This is a genomic window from Pseudonocardia xinjiangensis, assembly GCF_012911925.1.
Classification (GTDB): domain Bacteria; phylum Actinomycetota; class Actinomycetes; order Mycobacteriales; family Pseudonocardiaceae; genus Pseudonocardia; species Pseudonocardia xinjiangensis.
In genome coordinates, this window is record NZ_JAAXKY010000160.1 from 1 (window position 1) to 15703 (window position 15703).

15 protein-coding genes and 3 pseudogenes are annotated in these 15703 nt (G+C 66.1%); 6 read left to right on the plus strand and 12 right to left on the minus strand.

The window, feature by feature from the left end; genetic code table 11:
• From HF577_RS31625 to HF577_RS38915, 3 genes and pseudogenes are all read right to left on the minus strand, one after another.
• A partial coding sequence (locus HF577_RS31625; protein WP_246267666.1) for a transposase occupies positions 1-156 on the minus strand: 156 nt, incomplete at its 3' end.
• 215 nt (positions 157-371) lie between these two features.
• Entirely contained in the window at positions 372-1025 is a 654-nt protein-coding gene (locus tag HF577_RS38910) for a hypothetical protein (RefSeq protein ID WP_169399665.1), read from the minus strand.
• Positions 1026-1402: 377 nt separating this feature from the next.
• Positions 1403-1522: pseudogene (locus HF577_RS38915) on the minus strand (RraA family protein); the annotation flags it as partial.
• 924 nt (positions 1523-2446) lie between these two features.
• On the opposite strand from HF577_RS38915, the gene rpsM reads away from it, so the two are divergent.
• The 3 genes from rpsM to HF577_RS31650 all read left to right on the plus strand — a co-directional run bounded on the left by rpsM (position 2447) and on the right by HF577_RS31650 (position 4318).
• Positions 2447-2827, plus strand: coding sequence for a 30S ribosomal protein S13 (gene rpsM / locus HF577_RS31640; RefSeq protein WP_169399666.1), 381 nt, complete (start codon positions 2447-2449; stop codon positions 2825-2827).
• A gap of 100 nt (positions 2828-2927) precedes the next feature.
• The gene (gene wrbA / locus HF577_RS31645) at positions 2928-3545 is read left to right on the plus strand and encodes an NAD(P)H:quinone oxidoreductase (RefSeq protein ID WP_169399667.1); all 618 of its coding nucleotides are present in this window, start codon (positions 2928-2930) and stop codon (positions 3543-3545) included.
• A 308-nt stretch (positions 3546-3853) separates the two neighbouring features.
• Positions 3854-4318: a hypothetical protein gene (locus HF577_RS31650; protein ID WP_169399668.1), complete on the plus strand. Its 465-nt coding sequence runs from the start codon at positions 3854-3856 to the stop codon at positions 4316-4318.
• 220 nt (positions 4319-4538) lie between these two features.
• On the opposite strand, the gene HF577_RS31655 is transcribed toward HF577_RS31650, so the two are convergent.
• A complete protein-coding gene (locus tag HF577_RS31655) occupies positions 4539-4697 on the minus strand; it encodes a hypothetical protein (RefSeq protein ID WP_169399669.1) in 159 nt (52 codons plus the stop codon).
• Positions 4698-5597: 900 nt separating this feature from the next.
• Between HF577_RS31655 and HF577_RS31660 the strand changes: the two genes are divergently transcribed.
• The gene (locus tag HF577_RS31660) at positions 5598-5951 is read left to right on the plus strand and encodes a carboxymuconolactone decarboxylase family protein (RefSeq protein ID WP_211175136.1); all 354 of its coding nucleotides are present in this window, start codon (positions 5598-5600) and stop codon (positions 5949-5951) included.
• Positions 5952-6189: 238 nt separating this feature from the next.
• Here the strand turns inward: HF577_RS31660 and HF577_RS37700 are convergent, their stop codons facing one another.
• From HF577_RS37700 to tal, 6 genes are all read right to left on the minus strand, one after another.
• Positions 6190-6873 (minus strand): acyl-CoA dehydrogenase family protein, encoded by a 684-nt coding sequence (locus HF577_RS37700; protein ID WP_211175137.1) that lies wholly within the window; start codon positions 6871-6873, stop codon positions 6190-6192.
• 81 nt (positions 6874-6954) lie between these two features.
• Positions 6955-7404: an acyl-CoA dehydrogenase family protein gene (locus HF577_RS37705; RefSeq protein ID WP_211175138.1), complete on the minus strand. Its 450-nt coding sequence runs from the start codon at positions 7402-7404 to the stop codon at positions 6955-6957.
• Positions 7405-7825: 421 nt separating this feature from the next.
• Positions 7826-8227 (minus strand): cupin domain-containing protein, encoded by a 402-nt coding sequence (locus HF577_RS31670; protein WP_211175139.1) that lies wholly within the window; start codon positions 8225-8227, stop codon positions 7826-7828.
• 99 nt (positions 8228-8326) lie between these two features.
• The gene (locus tag HF577_RS31675) at positions 8327-9172 is read right to left on the minus strand and encodes an NADP-dependent oxidoreductase (RefSeq protein WP_211175140.1); all 846 of its coding nucleotides are present in this window, start codon (positions 9170-9172) and stop codon (positions 8327-8329) included.
• Between the two features lie 407 nt (positions 9173-9579).
• Positions 9580-10173, minus strand: coding sequence for a Dps family protein (locus HF577_RS31680; protein WP_169399670.1), 594 nt, complete (start codon positions 10171-10173; stop codon positions 9580-9582).
• A 100-nt stretch (positions 10174-10273) separates the two neighbouring features.
• Positions 10274-11398 carry a transaldolase gene (gene tal / locus HF577_RS31685; RefSeq protein WP_169399671.1) on the minus strand — a complete coding sequence of 375 codons (1125 nt, stop codon included), beginning with the start codon at positions 11396-11398 and terminating at the stop codon, positions 10274-10276.
• A 1023-nt stretch (positions 11399-12421) separates the two neighbouring features.
• Between tal and HF577_RS40285 the strand changes: the two are divergent.
• A pseudogene (locus tag HF577_RS40285) lies at positions 12422-12971 on the plus strand (transposase); the annotation flags it as partial.
• Between the two features lie 499 nt (positions 12972-13470).
• Here the strand turns inward: HF577_RS40285 and HF577_RS31695 are convergent.
• Positions 13471-14004 carry a DUF417 family protein gene (locus HF577_RS31695; RefSeq protein WP_344017057.1) on the minus strand — a complete coding sequence of 178 codons (534 nt, stop codon included), beginning with the start codon at positions 14002-14004 and terminating at the stop codon, positions 13471-13473.
• A 228-nt stretch (positions 14005-14232) separates the two neighbouring features.
• Positions 14233-14358: pseudogene (locus HF577_RS40290) on the minus strand (cbb3-type cytochrome c oxidase subunit I); the annotation flags it as partial.
• A 514-nt stretch (positions 14359-14872) separates the two neighbouring features.
• On the opposite strand from HF577_RS40290, the gene HF577_RS31705 reads away from it, so the two are divergent.
• On the plus strand, positions 14873-15643 hold the full coding sequence (locus tag HF577_RS31705; protein ID WP_169399674.1) for an SDR family NAD(P)-dependent oxidoreductase: 771 nt from the start codon (positions 14873-14875) through the stop codon (positions 15641-15643).
• Positions 15644-15703: the final 60 nt, after the last annotated feature.

A 15703-nucleotide genomic window follows, 5' to 3' on the forward strand; every position in this document is an offset into this window, starting at 1 on the left:
ATCCCGCCACGCCACCCCGGTCTTGGCCTTGTACAACATCCCGTTGATCACCCGCCGGTCATCCACCCGCGGACGGCCCGCCACACCCGAGGGCGGCAGCAACGACTCGATCTCCCGCCACTGCTCGGCGGTGAGTTCATGCCTGCGCACCACCAACTCAAGATCAAACCAGATCAGCCGGACCCGCTTTGAGGACAGGCTCTAGCGGCATCCAGCGACAGCTTGAGGCGAACCGAAGCTGTCGCGGTCCTCGTCAAACCCAGACAGAATACCCTCCCTCGCTCGTGCCGGAGTCGCCACCGCCGACCGGCTGAGGAAACGGCGATGCCCGGGACCTATGACGCGGTCCGCGGGCTCCAGGGGCTAGCAGGTCAGCCGATGTTGCCGTTGAAGAACACCGGCTCGTTGAACGTGTCCGTGACCGCGATCTGCAGCGGGCCCCGGGCACCGTCGGCGGTCTTGAATCGGAACGGCAGGGCGAGGGACTGGCCGGGCGCGATGTCTTGGGTGGCGAGGGTGCCGTCCCCGAACAGTTCCGGTGCGGGCTGCCCGTTGAGCGTCGCGTTCTTGGTGATGAGGGCGGCGCCGACGGGCTTGTCGGTGCCGTTGGTGATGGTAACCGTGGTTTCGTACCCGACCTCGTCGCGCTGGAGCTCGAACTGGTTGTCGGGCCGGTAGGGCTTGGGGATGGCGACGTTGAGGGCCAGCCCGGACTGGTAGGTGAACGTGTCGCCGAGGGCGACAGTGCCGCCCTTCCGTGCTTCGTCGACGGCGGCGACTCCGCCGGCGAGGAGCGCGGTGCAGCCGACGAACCCGATGATGGGGACCATGACGACGGCGAGGAGCACCCACGGCCACACCCTGCGCCGCCGCTTCGGGGCAGGTGCTGGGGGAGGGTAGGCATGCTGCTGGTACGGCTGCTGCTGTCGGTACTGCTGCTGCCCGTACTGCTGCTGGGGCGTGTACTGCTGGGGGTGCTGCTGGTAGCCGGGCTGCTGGTGTGGCGGGTACGGCGGCTGCGACAAGGGGAGCTCCGTAGCGACGGGGAGGTGATCAGACACTCAACATTCGCGAATGGTGCAAACACCGTTACGAGGTCGCGAACCTTCCAGAAGGGAGCTGGCACCGTGCGCCTCCGCGACGACGCTCCGCCCGGCGATCGACCTCGCGGCTGACCAGTCGCGCTGTCGAGGCGGGCGGCGCCGCTAGCTGAGCCGGGAGGTCCAAAATGAGGGTCCTCACCACGAATCCTCTCGGTGAATCGGGCGTCGGCCTGGATGACCTCGGCAGCCTCCCTGACCACTTGGTCGAGACTCTTCGCCAGGATTGCGACAGCCCTCACCGAGTCGGCGTAGACGTAATCGCCAGGGATGATGGTCACGCCGCCGAGTTCGACCGGCACGCCCGCTACGACCGGGATGACGACGTCGCCGCCCTCGAGGACGGCCTCGCCACGACACCAGGCAGCAAAGGGGAAACCAGCGGGTTCGCCGAAGTCACGGAGCCGGCCATCGGCGATCACACCGGTCAGGTGGTGGTTGCGCAGGCGGGAGAGCTTCGTGTCCCCCCGTGAGACTCATCGGGATAGCCTCCGCTCGAGAGAACCAGCACCTGGCTCTCAGGCGAGCCACCGACAGCCTCGTAGAACAGTTCCGCGAAGCTGCTCCGGTGCCGGCCTGGTCGTCGCGCCAGGGTAGGAACGAGATCGTGGAGGCCGGCCCGAAGAGCACCCGCGTCGGGCCGGGGCTGACCATCGGCAGCACATGACACCTATGGCTGTGTCGATGGCCCATGGCGTCGACGAGAGCCGCGCAGCTCAGACCAGTGGAGCCAGTGCTTGACGTCCAGCCGCTGCCCGCACATTGGGCGCAGCGGCGTCTCGCCGTCGTCCAGGCCGCATATCACATACCTACCCGGTCACGTTCTGGACTGTCACGGCCAGAAGGTGAAGCGTCCGACCTTCACCCCGCCGACGCGGGTTGAGCGGTACCTCGACCGCGGCGCAGCCGCCTCACCTCGCCTTCCAGGCTAGGCGGCGCGTCGCCGCCGGTGGCACCGACCCGCCCCGATTCAGGCGCCACGCCGGCGCTGCGCCTCAAAAATGGACTTGACAGTCCGATTTCTTCCTAAGATACTTACCTCGTTCGGGCGCGAGTGGGATCAGGAGAATCCGCTGCGGCACCTCGATGGTCACTTTCGGCACCGCAGCGTCGCGGGTGATCTATGAGCTTGAGTCCAAAGCAGCGCCAGGGCTGACCATCCGCACGTCGCGGCCTCCGGGCACGCAGCTCGCACAGGGCGAGCAACGTTGAGGAGCCGACGGCACCTACCAGGCCACCGGACCCGCTCCACTTACGCCTCCGAGCCGAGGCCCAGAGCAGACGAGTCGGACCAGGACGGGGCGTTCGGCAGACCTGGCAGAACCGATTAAGGAGCACATCGCCGCATGGCACGACTCTCCGGCGTCGACCTCCCCCGCGACAAGCGGATGGAGATCGCGCTCACCTACATCTTCGGGATCGGGCGTACCCGGTCGCTCGAGGTCCTCAAGGCCACCGGGATCGACAAGGATCTGCGGTCGAAGGACCTGACCGACGAGGACCTCGCCGCACTCCGCGAGTACATCGAGACCAACCTCCGCGTCGAGGGTGACCTGCGCCGCGAGGTGCAGGCCGACATCCGTCGCAAGATCGAGATCGGCGCTTACCAGGGGATCCGGCACCGCCGGGGCCTGCCGGTGCGCGGCCAGCGCACCAAGACCAACGCCCGCACCCGCAAGGGACCGAAGAAGACGGTCGCCGGCAAGAAGAAGACAGGTAAGAAGTAGCGCCGCCCGGAGGGGTGGGTGCGGCGTTGCATGGCGGCCGTGAGACCGAAACAGCCGCCGTGGTCGGCTGTTCCGTACGTCACGAATCAGGAGTCACCGAGTGAACGACGTCCAGGTCGCAGTGATCTACTACTCCGCCACAGGCGGTGTGTACGCCATGGCCGAGGCTGCCACCAAGGCCGCCGAGACGGCCGGCGCACAGGTCCGGCTGCGCAAGGTGCACGAGCTGGCCCCCGCCGAGGCGATCGCCTCCAACGAGGGCTGGGGCGCCCACGCCGCTGCCACCCAGAACGTCCTCGAGGCAGGGCTCGACGACCTCGAGTGGGCCGACGTGCTGATCTTCGGCACTCCCACCCGCTTCGGACTGCCGAGCGCCCAGCTCAAGCAGTTCATCGACTCCGCAGGCCCGCTCTGGGCCGAGGGCAAGCTGATCAACAAGGTCGCCACCTCGTTCACCTCGACCGCCACTTCGCACGGCGGGCAGGAGTCGACCCTGCTCGCGCTGAACAACACCTTCTACCACTGGGGCGCGATCATTGTCGCCCCCGGCTACGCGGACGCGATCCAGTTCGCCGCGGGCAACCCCTATGGCGCCAGCCACATCTCGAACAACGGCACCGTGCCCCCTGGCGACACCGAGCTCGCATCCGTCGCCTTCCAGGCCACCCGCGCCGTCGGGGTCGCCGCAGCCCTCAAGAAGGGCTTCGCCGCAGCCTGAGCACGGGCAACCGCCCGTGCTGGTCGCCGCCTTGGTGTTGGCCCAGCCGATCAGTCTGGGTCACACAGCAGGACGGAGCGTGGCGCCGGTACGGCCCGTACCTGTCAGGCTGACCGCTCAAATCCCACCGCGTCCAGGACCGCACCGTGGTGGAGGCCGCGACAGGAGTATCCGCCCGGCGGATGACAGCCGCCGCACTGCGATCGATCGCATGTTCGAGCAGCCCTGGAGTCGTTGACCCCATCCCCGTCCCGTTGCCGAACACCTACGCGATCACGGGACTTCACCTTACGAGTGAAGGAGCTTTCTTGTCCGCCGACGAGAGCGACTGCGGAGTACGCGCCGACCTCGCGCACCTTCTGGAGCTATGGGACATGCTTCCCGCGTGGAGGCACCCTGACTACTGGAAGGAGCTCGCGGCCACGGGCTGCGCGATCGGCGAGGACTACCTGCTCGAGAAGGTACACGGGGTTCGACACATCGCCGAAGAATATTTGAAGTCCGATCGGAACGACCGAACGTCCTACGAGCTCCAGTACATCGGCCAACATGTGCTGTCGGTCTTCAACCGCGAGAACCAAGCCATGTTCGAGGTGCTCGATAAGTTGGCGCCCAGCGTCACATGCGAAGCCGGTCACTTTGGGCGGCGTTGGGCTATAGATGCGGTCGACACGGCGTGGCGTCTTTACGTGCCTGCCGCAGGGAAGTCGAACCGCGAAGAGCGTGCCCAGACGGGTAACCTGCCGCCCTGGCTTGACCATGCCGCTGACTGAGCGACGTTGCACGCAGGTTTGAGTTCGGGACGCGCGCTGCCGCGATCTCCTTGTGTAGATCCTCCGACCCTGAGCGTCTGAGCGCCCTTGGCTGCCAGCTCGCTCCAGCGGTCCTGCGAACGTGTCCCGGGCCTGCTAGCACCGAGTTCGCGACGCCGGCTATGCCGCGGAAAACGAGAGCATCGTCGGAGCCGGCTCGAGCCCCTTATGTGCACTGCAATTACATCCGATACCGCTGCGCCGAGAAGATCAGCGTCACGTTGCCATCGATACCCAGCGCGAAAGTGTCGGCGATGGCAGGAGAATTGCCCGCGTCGCCGGAATTTTGACAGAGAGGTTCGGACGGCCAACCGTTGCGTATGAGGTTCACATCCTCCACTTTCGTCTCTCCCGCCTGTCACACCGTCGGTACGATCCCACGCCGGAACAGCTCGCACGCCTGCCGAACCTCGGCGATCATGTACTCGCGGATCACGGCGTCGACCGATGCGCGACGCCGGGTGTGCTCTCGGATTCGCGGGGTGTAGGTCTCGCTGTGCGTAACAGCGCCCGTCAAAATTGTCGTTCGGTCGTGACGCGACGACATGCTTGTGCGGTAATCAGCAGCGTGATCATCGTAGACTAGACGATCGCGATCGACGCTACGTTCCGCACGTAGGAGTCCTACTTCGCGGCCGGACTGAGCCAAATGCAGAAGCGGGCGGCGGTCGACGGGCAGACCGACCCCTCCGGACTCGCCGCCGCGACCATGGCCGCCTTCCACGTGACTATCTGCTCTCCCGGACGGCGCGCAGTCCGCGGCTGATGGGAGTGGCGATCGGCCGTGTCGAGGTTCGGCTGGCCCTCAGCGGCTTCGCACCGAGGGTGGCGAGGTGAAGCCTTTCACGCTCCCTGGACGCCGTCACGACCGGACTTGAAAGTCCAGTAGTGCTTCGCCAATAGTCGACTGGACCAGGCCGCCGCAGGCCTTTGCGCCGGCGTCGGTCGGCTACGCCGTCGGCCCGCGAAGATCTCAGATAGGAACTCAGATGGCTTGTACGAGGGGAATCGTCACCCATCGTCGCGGCGTGGGCGACCCGCGACCGCCTCCCTTGCCGAATGGCGCGTGATGGACTGGACGGTCCGGACTGGCTAGGTCACCCTGTGATCAACGCGGCCGGGTGGACTCGGCGGGTGTCGCGAACGTCAGGACGGCTCGGGCGACCAGCTGGTGGTACTCAAACGAGCAGGCCCTGGAGGCAGTTCGGAAGACGACCGGAGGGCAGGGAGAGGACATGGGATGAGTGACGACGTGCAGATCCACACCGCGCGACTGGATGCCACGGCCAACGCGGAGCTGATGGCACTGGCCAAGGCCAGCGCCGCCGCTTTCGGCTATACCGCGGAACTCGCCCTGAACCAGCAGCTGGCTCAGCTGCTGCGGCTGCGAGTGGCCCAGATCAACAACTGCGCCTACTGCCTCAACGTGCACTACGGCGCTGCTCGCAAGGCCGGTATCCAGCAGGAAAAGATCGACTTGCTCACCGCGTGGTGGGAGACAAAGCTGTTCAGCGAGCCCGAACGGGCCGCGCTGCAGTACACCGAGGCTCTCACACGCGCTGCCGACTCCACGCGCGCTGGCCGCCTACTTTGATGAGCCCACAATGCTGGAGATCGTGGCGGTGGTCATCAACATGAACATCTGGACCCGCCTCAAGCTCGCGGAGGGGGCGATGCCCTCGACCGGCTGAGATGCGTGGAGCGGCCCGATCCTTCGGACAAGACCAACTCCACAGTCCCCGCCGTCGCCGCGTTCCTCGCTCGCATGTGTGCCGGCGATCGGCGACCAGACGACAACGAGCTGGCTATCCATCTAGTCGGCCGACTCGTCCTCACCAGGAACGGGGTAGATGAGGTGAGCGGCGCCCTCGCGGGAGCGGTATGGGCCACTTTCCCGGGACCGGTGAGAAATCTCGGCTACAGCAGCCCGAGTACGGAGCGGCCGATGAAGTCGTGCACCGCCTCGCTGTTGGGCGATGGAACGCTCCGGCCCGGACATCGCGGTAGAGCCGCTCCAGCTCACCGCGCCGGTGCAGCGAGCTGGCACCGACGATCTCCATCGCCAGCTCGGTGGCCTGACGCGCAGCGCGGGTGGCGTTCTCCTTCGCCGCGAACAGCCGAGGCAAGGTCCGCTCGCCGTAGTCCACCCCCGCGGTCAGGCCCGCGGTCAGCTCGTCCAGCTGCGCCGTCGCCCCCTCCAGGACCAGTTCGGCCTCCGCCGCCAGGTACTGCACGAAGGGTTTACTGGCCACCGGCGCATCACCGGTGCTCCTGGTCGTGCGCCGCCGCGCGGTGTCCAGCGCCAGATCCACCGCCCGGCGGCCGACGCCCAGGTAGACGTTGCCCAACATGGGCAACACCCACGGCAGGATGGCGAAGACGAACCCGTCCGGCACCGCACCCACATCGAAGATCCCGACGACCCGCTCGTGCGGAACGAACACGTCGTCCAGGTGCGTGTCGTGACTGGCCGTCGCGCGCAAGCCGAGGGTGTCCCAGGTGGGCACGGTACGCACGCCCTCGCTGTCACGCGCAACGAACCCGTGGACCACCTTGGGATGCTCCGGGTCGCTGTCGCCACGAGCGTGGATGCCCAGTCAGTCCCAGGCCGGCGAGAGGGACGTGAACACCTTGTGCCCGCTGATCCGATAACCGCCCGCAACCGGGACGGCCGCCGTTAACGAGTCGAACAGACCCATGTCGTTGCCGGGCTCACCGTGACCGGCGGCAAAGACCTTGCCGGCCACGATTTCGTAGACCAGCCAGTCCACCCCGGCGTCCCCGGCCCGGGCGAGGTCCGCCGTCGGCCCGGTCCAGTACAGATGCATGTTGATGCCCACCCCGGTGGCCGGTGCCCAGTAGCCCAGCCGCCGCTGTTCCCGGTTGAGCTCCGCGAGACTCAACCGCAGCCCGCCCCGATCGGCGGGAATGGCCGCCCGCAGGTATCCGGCCTCGCGCAGGTCCGCCAGGTCTTCGGCGAAAAAGGCGTTCTCCCGGTCGTAGTCACCCGCACGCGATTGCAACGTCTTGAGCAGATCACCGGACAACCGGACCGGAGTCCTGAAACATTACTGTCGTCTCCTTCACCACTGGGGATTGTTTCGGCATCCGTAGCGCGATAAGACACGCGAACGGCTGAATGCGAGCAGGGCTCACAGCGAACTTCGCAGCATCGGGCTCAGGCGGGTCGGTGGTTTTCGAGGGGGGTTGGCGGCAACGCGCCCGGCCATGTCCCTCTTGCCGACCGATGCGCCGGCTTGCGCCTCGGCCTGCTCGGTCTATCGAATTCAGCTGTCCGGCGCACCATTCGCCAGTCCCCTGATCCGAGGCGCGGCTTGATCGCGGCAAGTGGCACGGACCTCAAGGCCGGAACCGTCAGAAGCCGTCCCGGCTCGGCACGCGCTCGCCGATCGCGGTGGCGGGATGACGAGCGACGGCCGAACATGCGGATAAGTGAGGTTCCGGTGACTACTGAGTCGGCGCAGGAATCCGTTGGCTCGCCTTTTCCGCGAGCTCCTCATCGGAGACCATCGTGATCATCTCGACTCCGGGAGCGCACAGCATGACCACGACGAAGCGACTCGTCCGGTCCGCAAGCAAGTTTGCGACCGTGTAGTGGATGACATCGCCACCCGGTTCCCAGAAGGCCTCTCCCGCCTTGATCGGATAAGGCGCCTCACCCTCGAGCTCGAACAGCATCTCCCCCTCCAGCATATAGCCGAAAACGGGGCCGGAGTGACGGTGAGGACCGAGACCGGGGTCACCCGGGGGCAGCTCGAGGACCCGGACCATCGCGGAGGAACCCTGCGCGATGAACGGCGGCACGACCTCCAGCAGATCCTGCTGGCTCATGTTGGTAGAAGTGGACATTTATCTCCTTCGTAATACCTCTCGCCTTTGGCGAATCTGCATCGAGTTGGCGAACTCCCCGCCGTCACATCCGTCGCCGGAGGTTCAACCACACACAGGTCAGTCCCGGACCACCAGCACGGTCTTGCCTGGGCGGGACCTGCGGACGGCGCCGCTCTCGTAAGCGGCCCGGCCTTCGGCCAGGGGAAACGTCGCGGCGACGCCGACCATCAGCTTGCCGGCGTCGATCATGCCGGCTATCCGGGCTAGGCCGCTTCGCCCCGCCGTCACGATGAAGAACAGAGCGGTGACGCCGTACTTGTCGGCCAGCTCCTCCGGAGGAGGTTCCTGGAGGGTGATCAGGCGCCCGCCACGACGCAGCGCCGCGAACAGGGCCTCCGGTACGTCCCGGCCGACGGCGTCGATCACGACGTCGAAGGCGCCCGTCTCCGTGTCGAGCGACTCCTGGTCGGTGTTGATCACACGCTCGACGCCCAGGGAGAGGGCATATCCCACGTCGGGGGCATGCACCGTGGCCGTAACGCTGGCCCCCAGCGCGGTCGCGAGCTGGGTAAGGAAGGAACCGACACCGCCGGCGCCGCCATGCACCAGCACACGCTGGCCCGGTTGCACTGCCGCATGCTCGACGAGGGCCTCCCACGCGGTCAGCGCTGGGAGCACGGCGGCCGCCGCGACGACGTGCGACACGGTGCGAGGCCGGGCGGCCACGCTCGTGACAGGCACGCTGACGTACTCCGCCGCGGCGCCGTCCCGGTCGAACGGCACCAGCCCGTACACCTCGTCCCCGACCGAGAATCCGGTGACACCGTCGCCGACCTCGGCCACGACCCCGGAGAACTCGTGGGACAGGATGATCGGAGTGCGGTCGACACCGCCGGACGCCCACGTCTCGGGCCAGGCCAGTTCATCGAACGTGATCGCCGCCGCGTGGACCGCGATCAGCACCTCGCCATCCTCCGGAGTCGGCCGCGGCGCCGACTCATACACCAGTACATCAGGACCACCCTGAGTGTGCGCCCGCATCGCCATCATGTTTTCCATCAGATCAGCCCTCCTCGTGTCCTTCGCGCGAATCCAGCATCTTGAGAAACACCGAACCCTTCGCCGAACGGCGGGTCGAGTTCGGTTGCGCCACCGGGGCTGGGGCGAGTTGGGTCATGACGCCTTCACAGGAGAGACGGTGCGGTTTCGAGGGATAGCTGCCTCAACGAACGTCGCGACCGGCGCCGTACGCGGCTGCCCACGGTGCCCTGCACCGCACGCCGTCGGTCGCAGGATCGGCATCCGGAACAGCAGCCATGCGACGGCGCCGTGCGAAGCACACCAGGGACGGAACCAGCACGATTGAACCTTCAGATGCGCACGAGAGGTGTATCGACCAGATGCTCGGCCAAGAACCAGCACTGCAGCTCTCCGGTACGGATGACCTGCGAAACGAGCAAGTCGTTGGTTCCATCGTCGCCTAGCTCCGCGCTCTTGGCAGCCGCCTTGTGGGCGTCGATCAAGATGCGTTCATGCGCGTCGAGCAGCCGGGAGAGCATAGCCGGAACCTGCTCGACACCATCCGGCGGTCGCGGAATGCCGCTCAGCTCAGCTGCATGGCGGGGATCGCCTACCGCAACGGCACCTAGGCTCTGGATGCGTTCGGCGATCGCGTCGATGAGAGCGAGCTGCTCGTCAGCGTGCTTGTCGAGCAGGAGGTGGAGCTGGTAGAAGGTCGCACCTCGGACATTCCAGTGGCTCTTCTTGTAAAGCGCGTAAAGAATCTGAGTGTCCGCCAATGTCCGGTTGAGCTTTTCGCCCGCGTACATGCGCGCGTCATAGGATAATCCGACGGGGAACTGCTTCACGGTCCCAAACTTCTGGATCTCCCCTCCCCCGTGTTGATGCAGCCACGGCTGGCTCGACGGTGAGACGCGATCCGTTCCGTCCTGCGTTGCGGTCATCGGTGGACCTCCTCCACATTCACGGTTCGTACTGACACTCTTTGGGCTCAATCTCGTCTGGCTTCGTGCACCCACCTGCGCCCAGCCACGGCGCGAGCCTTTACTCGGCCGACGCTTCCATGGACCGCCTGACGGTCTCGTGCAGCTCCGCCCAGGAGCGGGTGAACCGATCAACGCCGCCACGTTCCAGGACCGTGAAGACTTCCGCGAGATCGACACCTGTGGCAGCTATCGCGTCGAGCGTCTCACGGGCCTCGCGGGCACGGCCGGTAACGGCGTCGCCGTTGTCGGCTCTCCGGAGTGAACCGTGATCAGCAAAGGCGCTCAGCGTTGCCTCTGGCATCGTGTTCACGGTTCCGGGAACCGCGAGCTCCGTGACATACATCGTGTCCGGGTAGGCAGGATTCTTCACGCCCGTCGAAGCCCAGAGCGGCCGCTGAACGCGAGCACCCTTTGCCGCGAGGCGCTCCCAGCGCGGACCGGAAAACGTCTCCCAGAATGCTTGATAAGCAAGCCTCGAGTTCGCGATACCGGCCACACCCCGCAACGCGAGCGCTTCATCCGACCCGATCTCTTCGAGGCGCTTGTCCACCTCCGCGTCGACGCGCGAGACGAAGAGACTCGCGACCGAGTGGACTGCGGACAAAGGCACGCCGTCGTCGAGTGCCCGCTCGAGGCCGGCGAGGTACGCCGCCATGACCTCCCGGTACCGCTCCACCGAGAAGATGAGCGTGACGTTGATGTCGATGCCAAGCGCGAGAGCTTCCGTGATGGCCGGCAGGCTCGCCCTCGTCGCAGGAATCTTCACGTAGAGATTCGGGTGACCGACCGCTCGCATGAGGCTCACGGCTTCGAGGACCGTCGCCTCACAGTTGCCGGCCAGATCGGGGTTGACCTCGAGCGACACCCGCCCGTCCACACCGTCACTCGCCTCCCACACGCCGCGGAACAACTCGCAGGCCTGCTGGACATCCACGACCATGAGCGTTCGAACAGCGTCTCCGACCGTCACCCCCCACCGCGCGAGCTCCCGGATCTGCGACGTATAGACCCCTCGGTGCGCGAGCGCAGCCGCGAAGATGGTCGGGTTGGTGGTGACGCCGACGACGTGCTTGTCGTCAATGAGTCGCCGAAGATCGCCGCTGACCAGGCGATCACGCGACAGGTCATCGAGCCAGATCGAAACACCCGCCGCGGTGAGCGCAGCAAGTCGGTCGTCTGCCACGTGAATTCCTCTCTGGACTCTGGAATCTCTGTGGGCGCTGGCCTCCACCCTGGCATTCCGGCCGGGCTTGCGACCGTCCACGACTTCCCCGTCGGTACGACTCAGCGCTCCGTCGATCTACCCAGGGCGGGACGAGGCCCTCGTAGAGCAGCCGGCATCAGAACTAGACTGATTGTTCCAGACTATGGCATCAGACAGGTGGCCCACAGGAGGGCAACAAGTGGCACACATCACATCGCCCAGGCCTCCTCCAGCCAGCGAGTGAGGCATCTCGGTGGCCGCGCACCCAACCCGCTCACCTGCATAAACCCAGGGGAAGCGGGGCCTGGCCTCCCAGCAACGGCGACGATCCGCGCATGCGCCCATAGACCGGCGATGCTCCGTGCGATCGTCTGCCCTGCTGACCGCGCTCTCCCATCCACGTCGGAGAGCGATACGTCGATGGACCATCTAGACCAACGAAGCGGCCGGAGGTGCAGTTGGCGCCTAGGTTTGCCGAAGTGCGCGTAGGTAGCGGACCCGCCACCGAACTGCTGGGAGGGCACCGCAGCGGGTCGTCCCGCCTCGCTGCCTGCCCGGATACCTATCCCGCCTGCTATCGCCCCATGCTGGAGGTGATCGATATGGGTCGCAGATGGACGGGCGCCGGGCGCACGTTGCCTTTGACCGTTTAGTTCAACGCTGCGCACACGACCTGGGTGGGCTGGGCGCATTTCGCGCCCTCGAAGCTGGGCATGGGCCAGGTCAGGGACGCGGAGGTTGCGGTAAGTCACGCGGCGGCCCCGGGACGTCAAGACTTCATCGGGGCAGGTGCCGAAGCTGACGGGTGACCCCTGGAGAAGAAAGCGCCCCGGCACCAGGTATACAGGGCTTGCTGAGTGCCATGTCCGCCGGGTCGAGGAGGCACTTTCCGAGTGCAGGCTACAACCGCTCGTTCGAAGATCATCGTGACCGCCGACGGGGCCGGAGTGGGCTCGCACACCGGGTCCCGCCCTCGCGCAGATCCCTGACGCACACCGCCACGGCAGCCACCGAGACGGCGCCGGTCTGGCCGAGCTCACCGGCCTGCTCCCCGCCGCCGCGATGCAGGGCTACCCCGAGGGCACGAGGATCATCGTCCGCCGAGAACGCCCGCACCCCGGCGCGCAGCTGGACCTGATGGAGACCCACGCCGGCCGGCGCTACTCCTGCTTCGCCACCGACCCCCGGGCCGGACAGCTCGCCTCCGTCGTCGCCCGCCACCGCGCCCACGCCCAGGTCGAAGACCGCATCCGCACCGCGAAAGACACCGGCCTGAGCCACTTCCCATCCCGGACCTTCGCGATCAACGCCGCCTGGCTCATGGTCGTGATGCTCGCGGTCGACCTGCTCGCCTGGACCCAACACCTCGCCCTCAACGGGCCTCTCGTGAAAGCCGAACCCCAAGACGCTGCGCTACCGGCTCCCGCACGTCGCTGCCCGGATCACCCGCGGTCAGCGCCGGACCTGGGTCCGGATCCAGCAGTCCTGGCCCTGGGCCCACCAGCTCGCCGAGGCGTTCGCCCGCCTGCACGCGCTGCCCGTCCGGTGCGGACTGAGACCCGTTCCCGAACCGACGATCCATCTTGGAGCACCCGGCATAAACAGCAAGCCCGGCACTCCCGCACGCCCGGACCCGGAAACGCACAGCAGCGCGCCCGAGAAGATCAACTAACGCCGTCGTGAATCACCGGGGCTAACACCAGAGCTTGAGCCGGGAAGCTGGGCGCTCTCACTCTTGACCTGGGAAGATGAGAAAGCACTGGTCAGCTGGCGTACGCAGTCGAAGCATCAGCTGGCCCAGGCGAAGGGGCGCGACGAGGGCTTGATCAACTACACCCTGCGGCTCGGCCAGCTGACGCGCGACACGCGGTCATCGCGGACCAACCTGTTGCAGCGACATCCGGCTCGTGGCGGCGCGGCATAGCGCTCCTCGATGCTGGACTCCCGGCTCACTCCGCGCTCCCGCGACACATCCGGGTTCATCACCAGCGCGAAGGTGAGTTCATGGCAGAGCGGTCGTGCTCGGCGGTTGGGGTCCAGAAACCCTTCCATCAGGTCGGCTGGCCCGTCGGTCCGCCGGCCGACCCGCCGACCTGATCGTGAACAGCAACCCCATGACTACGCGACCTGCCTGCGGCCATGGCGTCACCCGCGGTCAATAACGAAGCGCCGAAAAAGACGATGTCCTTGACCAAGAACTGCCCTGCTGGGGACAACCTGGGATCCCTGTGCCGCTCCTCCCACGCTTCCGGGGTCGTCACCAAGAAGCTGAGCGTCGTGGCAAACATCCCCGCCGCTGCCGCGCTACCGAGGGCGGACGCTCTACTGGAGAGCGGCTTCGCAGCGATCAGTGCGCCGATAGCGATCTCAACGACGCCGATGAACCTCGCCAGTTCTCGTTCGCCGAACCTGGCCGCGAGTCGCGAAAAGGGAGGACTCCCATTGATCAGCGGACGAATGTTCTCGACCTCGAAGTCCTCAAACTTGAGCCGACCGATCGCCACGAGATTCAATGCAAGGCCGTACCGGACGGTCGCCATTCCGATGGCCCGACCCCTCTCGACGGCCGCTATCCGAAACTTCATGCATCTCCCCTATTCTCGCCTTGCCGAGATATGCGAATCCTATCGCCCGGAAGGTTTCGCGGCGCCGTAGCATGGATCAAAACATGACGCTTCAGTCCTGCGGGGCGCCGAGCTGCGACCGACCTCAATCTGCGTTAGTTGGATGACAGCGAATCTTGATCCGCATCCCGCGAGATCAAAGCGTCACCTTGATGCCGACGAACCGCCGGCTAACCGTACCCATCAGTTCCGGAACATCGTCATACCCGGGGCGCGCATGCAAACGATCGTGGTGACGAAATTGACGGCACCCATGATCGAGCCCTGTCCTCCGACGACCAAGCCGATGATCCACAGGTCTGGCCCCACCGCCGGGAACGGCCGTCGGGTCGGGGCAGGACGAGTGAACGCGTCGCTTGGTCGCTCGGCCGACTATCGTCGCTCCGCGAACGGACTGTCAAGTCCATCAACGCGGCTCGTCGGCACCCGAGATCGATCACGCACGCCGGGCCGCCGACTGACGTTTGTCGCTTATCACCTGGTCTGCCGCCGGTAGACGCAGACGTCGCCCGCACACATACCGTTACGGATGGACTCCCGTACTGGACTTGACAGTCCTGATTTGGCCGAGTAAAAAAGGCCTGCGCGGCCTAGTGAGCATGTCGATCCTCGACGCTGGCTACTGCCGGCGTGTGGCGGGGCCGGGAGCTCATAGATGGCATCCGGCGCCGGCAGTCGCGTTGGCTACGTAGTCACGCGGCTGGACGGGTTGCGCCGGCTGAACTAATCGACGACAGCGGCGGCACAGCACACCTGCCTTCGTTACTGGCAGTTCGTGTCGTCTGTATCTGCGCCTCGATCACGGATGGGCGCGAGAAGGGACAGGATGATGACTGAGGGGTTCGAGGGTCAGAAGCTAGTCGTAGTCGGGGGGAGCAGCGGTATGGGTCGTGCTGCCGCGCTCGATGTAGTTGCGGGCGGTGGTAGCGCCGTGATCATCGGGCGTGATCGAGGGCGCGTGGAAGACACGGTGAGAGCCCTGTCGGCGGGCAAAGCATGGGGTATCACCGCCGACATCACGCGGCGCGATGAAGTGGAGAATGTCCAAAAGCAGCTGTCGGGTGAACACGCGGACGCCACGCTCCTGGTGAATGCTGCCGGATTCTTCATCCCCCGCGACTTCGTTGACTACGACCCGGCCTTCTATGACTCTTATCTCGAGCTGAATCGTGCGCTGTTCTTTCTGACACAGACCGTGGTGAACGGAATGATCGCGGGCGGCCGGGGCGGTTCGATCGTGAACATCGGGAGCATGTGGGCGCATCAGGCGATCGGCCTCACGCCCTCGGCCGGGTACTCGATGGCCAAGGCCGGGCTCCACGCGCTCACCCACAACCTTGCGATCGAGCTCGCCTCACACGGCATTCGTGTCAACGCGGTCGCGCCGGCGGTCGTCGCCACCCCACTGTACGAAAGGTTCATCCCGGCAGAGCAGGTACAGGAGACGCTCGACAGCTTCAGCGGGCTGCATCCGCTGGGGCGTGTCGGCTCCGCACAGGACGTCGCCTCGGCGATCACCTTCCTGCTGTCCGGCCACGCGGCCTGGGTGACAGGCGCAATCCTGAACGTCGACGGCGGGGTCATGGCGGGCCGGAACTAGGTGTACGGATTGGACAGAATCCTCCTCGTGCGGGCGGGTGGCCAGGAGGGGGTACACCCG

Coding starts and splice junctions, on each gene's coding strand:
- HF577_RS31705 (WP_169399674.1), top strand. CDS start 14,873: ATGACTGAGGGGTTCGAGGGTCAGAAGCTAGTCGTAGTCGGGGGGAGC.
- HF577_RS31695 (WP_344017057.1), bottom strand. CDS start 14,004: ATGAAGTTTCGGATAGCGGCCGTCGAGAGGGGTCGGGCCATCGGAATG.
- rpsM (WP_169399666.1), top strand. CDS start 2,447: ATGGCACGACTCTCCGGCGTCGACCTCCCCCGCGACAAGCGGATGGAG.
- HF577_RS31680 (WP_169399670.1), bottom strand. CDS start 10,173: ATGACCGCAACGCAGGACGGAACGGATCGCGTCTCACCGTCGAGCCAG.
- HF577_RS31670 (WP_211175139.1), bottom strand. CDS start 8,227: ATGTCCACTTCTACCAACATGAGCCAGCAGGATCTGCTGGAGGTCGTG.
- HF577_RS31660 (WP_211175136.1), top strand. CDS start 5,598: ATGAGTGACGACGTGCAGATCCACACCGCGCGACTGGATGCCACGGCC.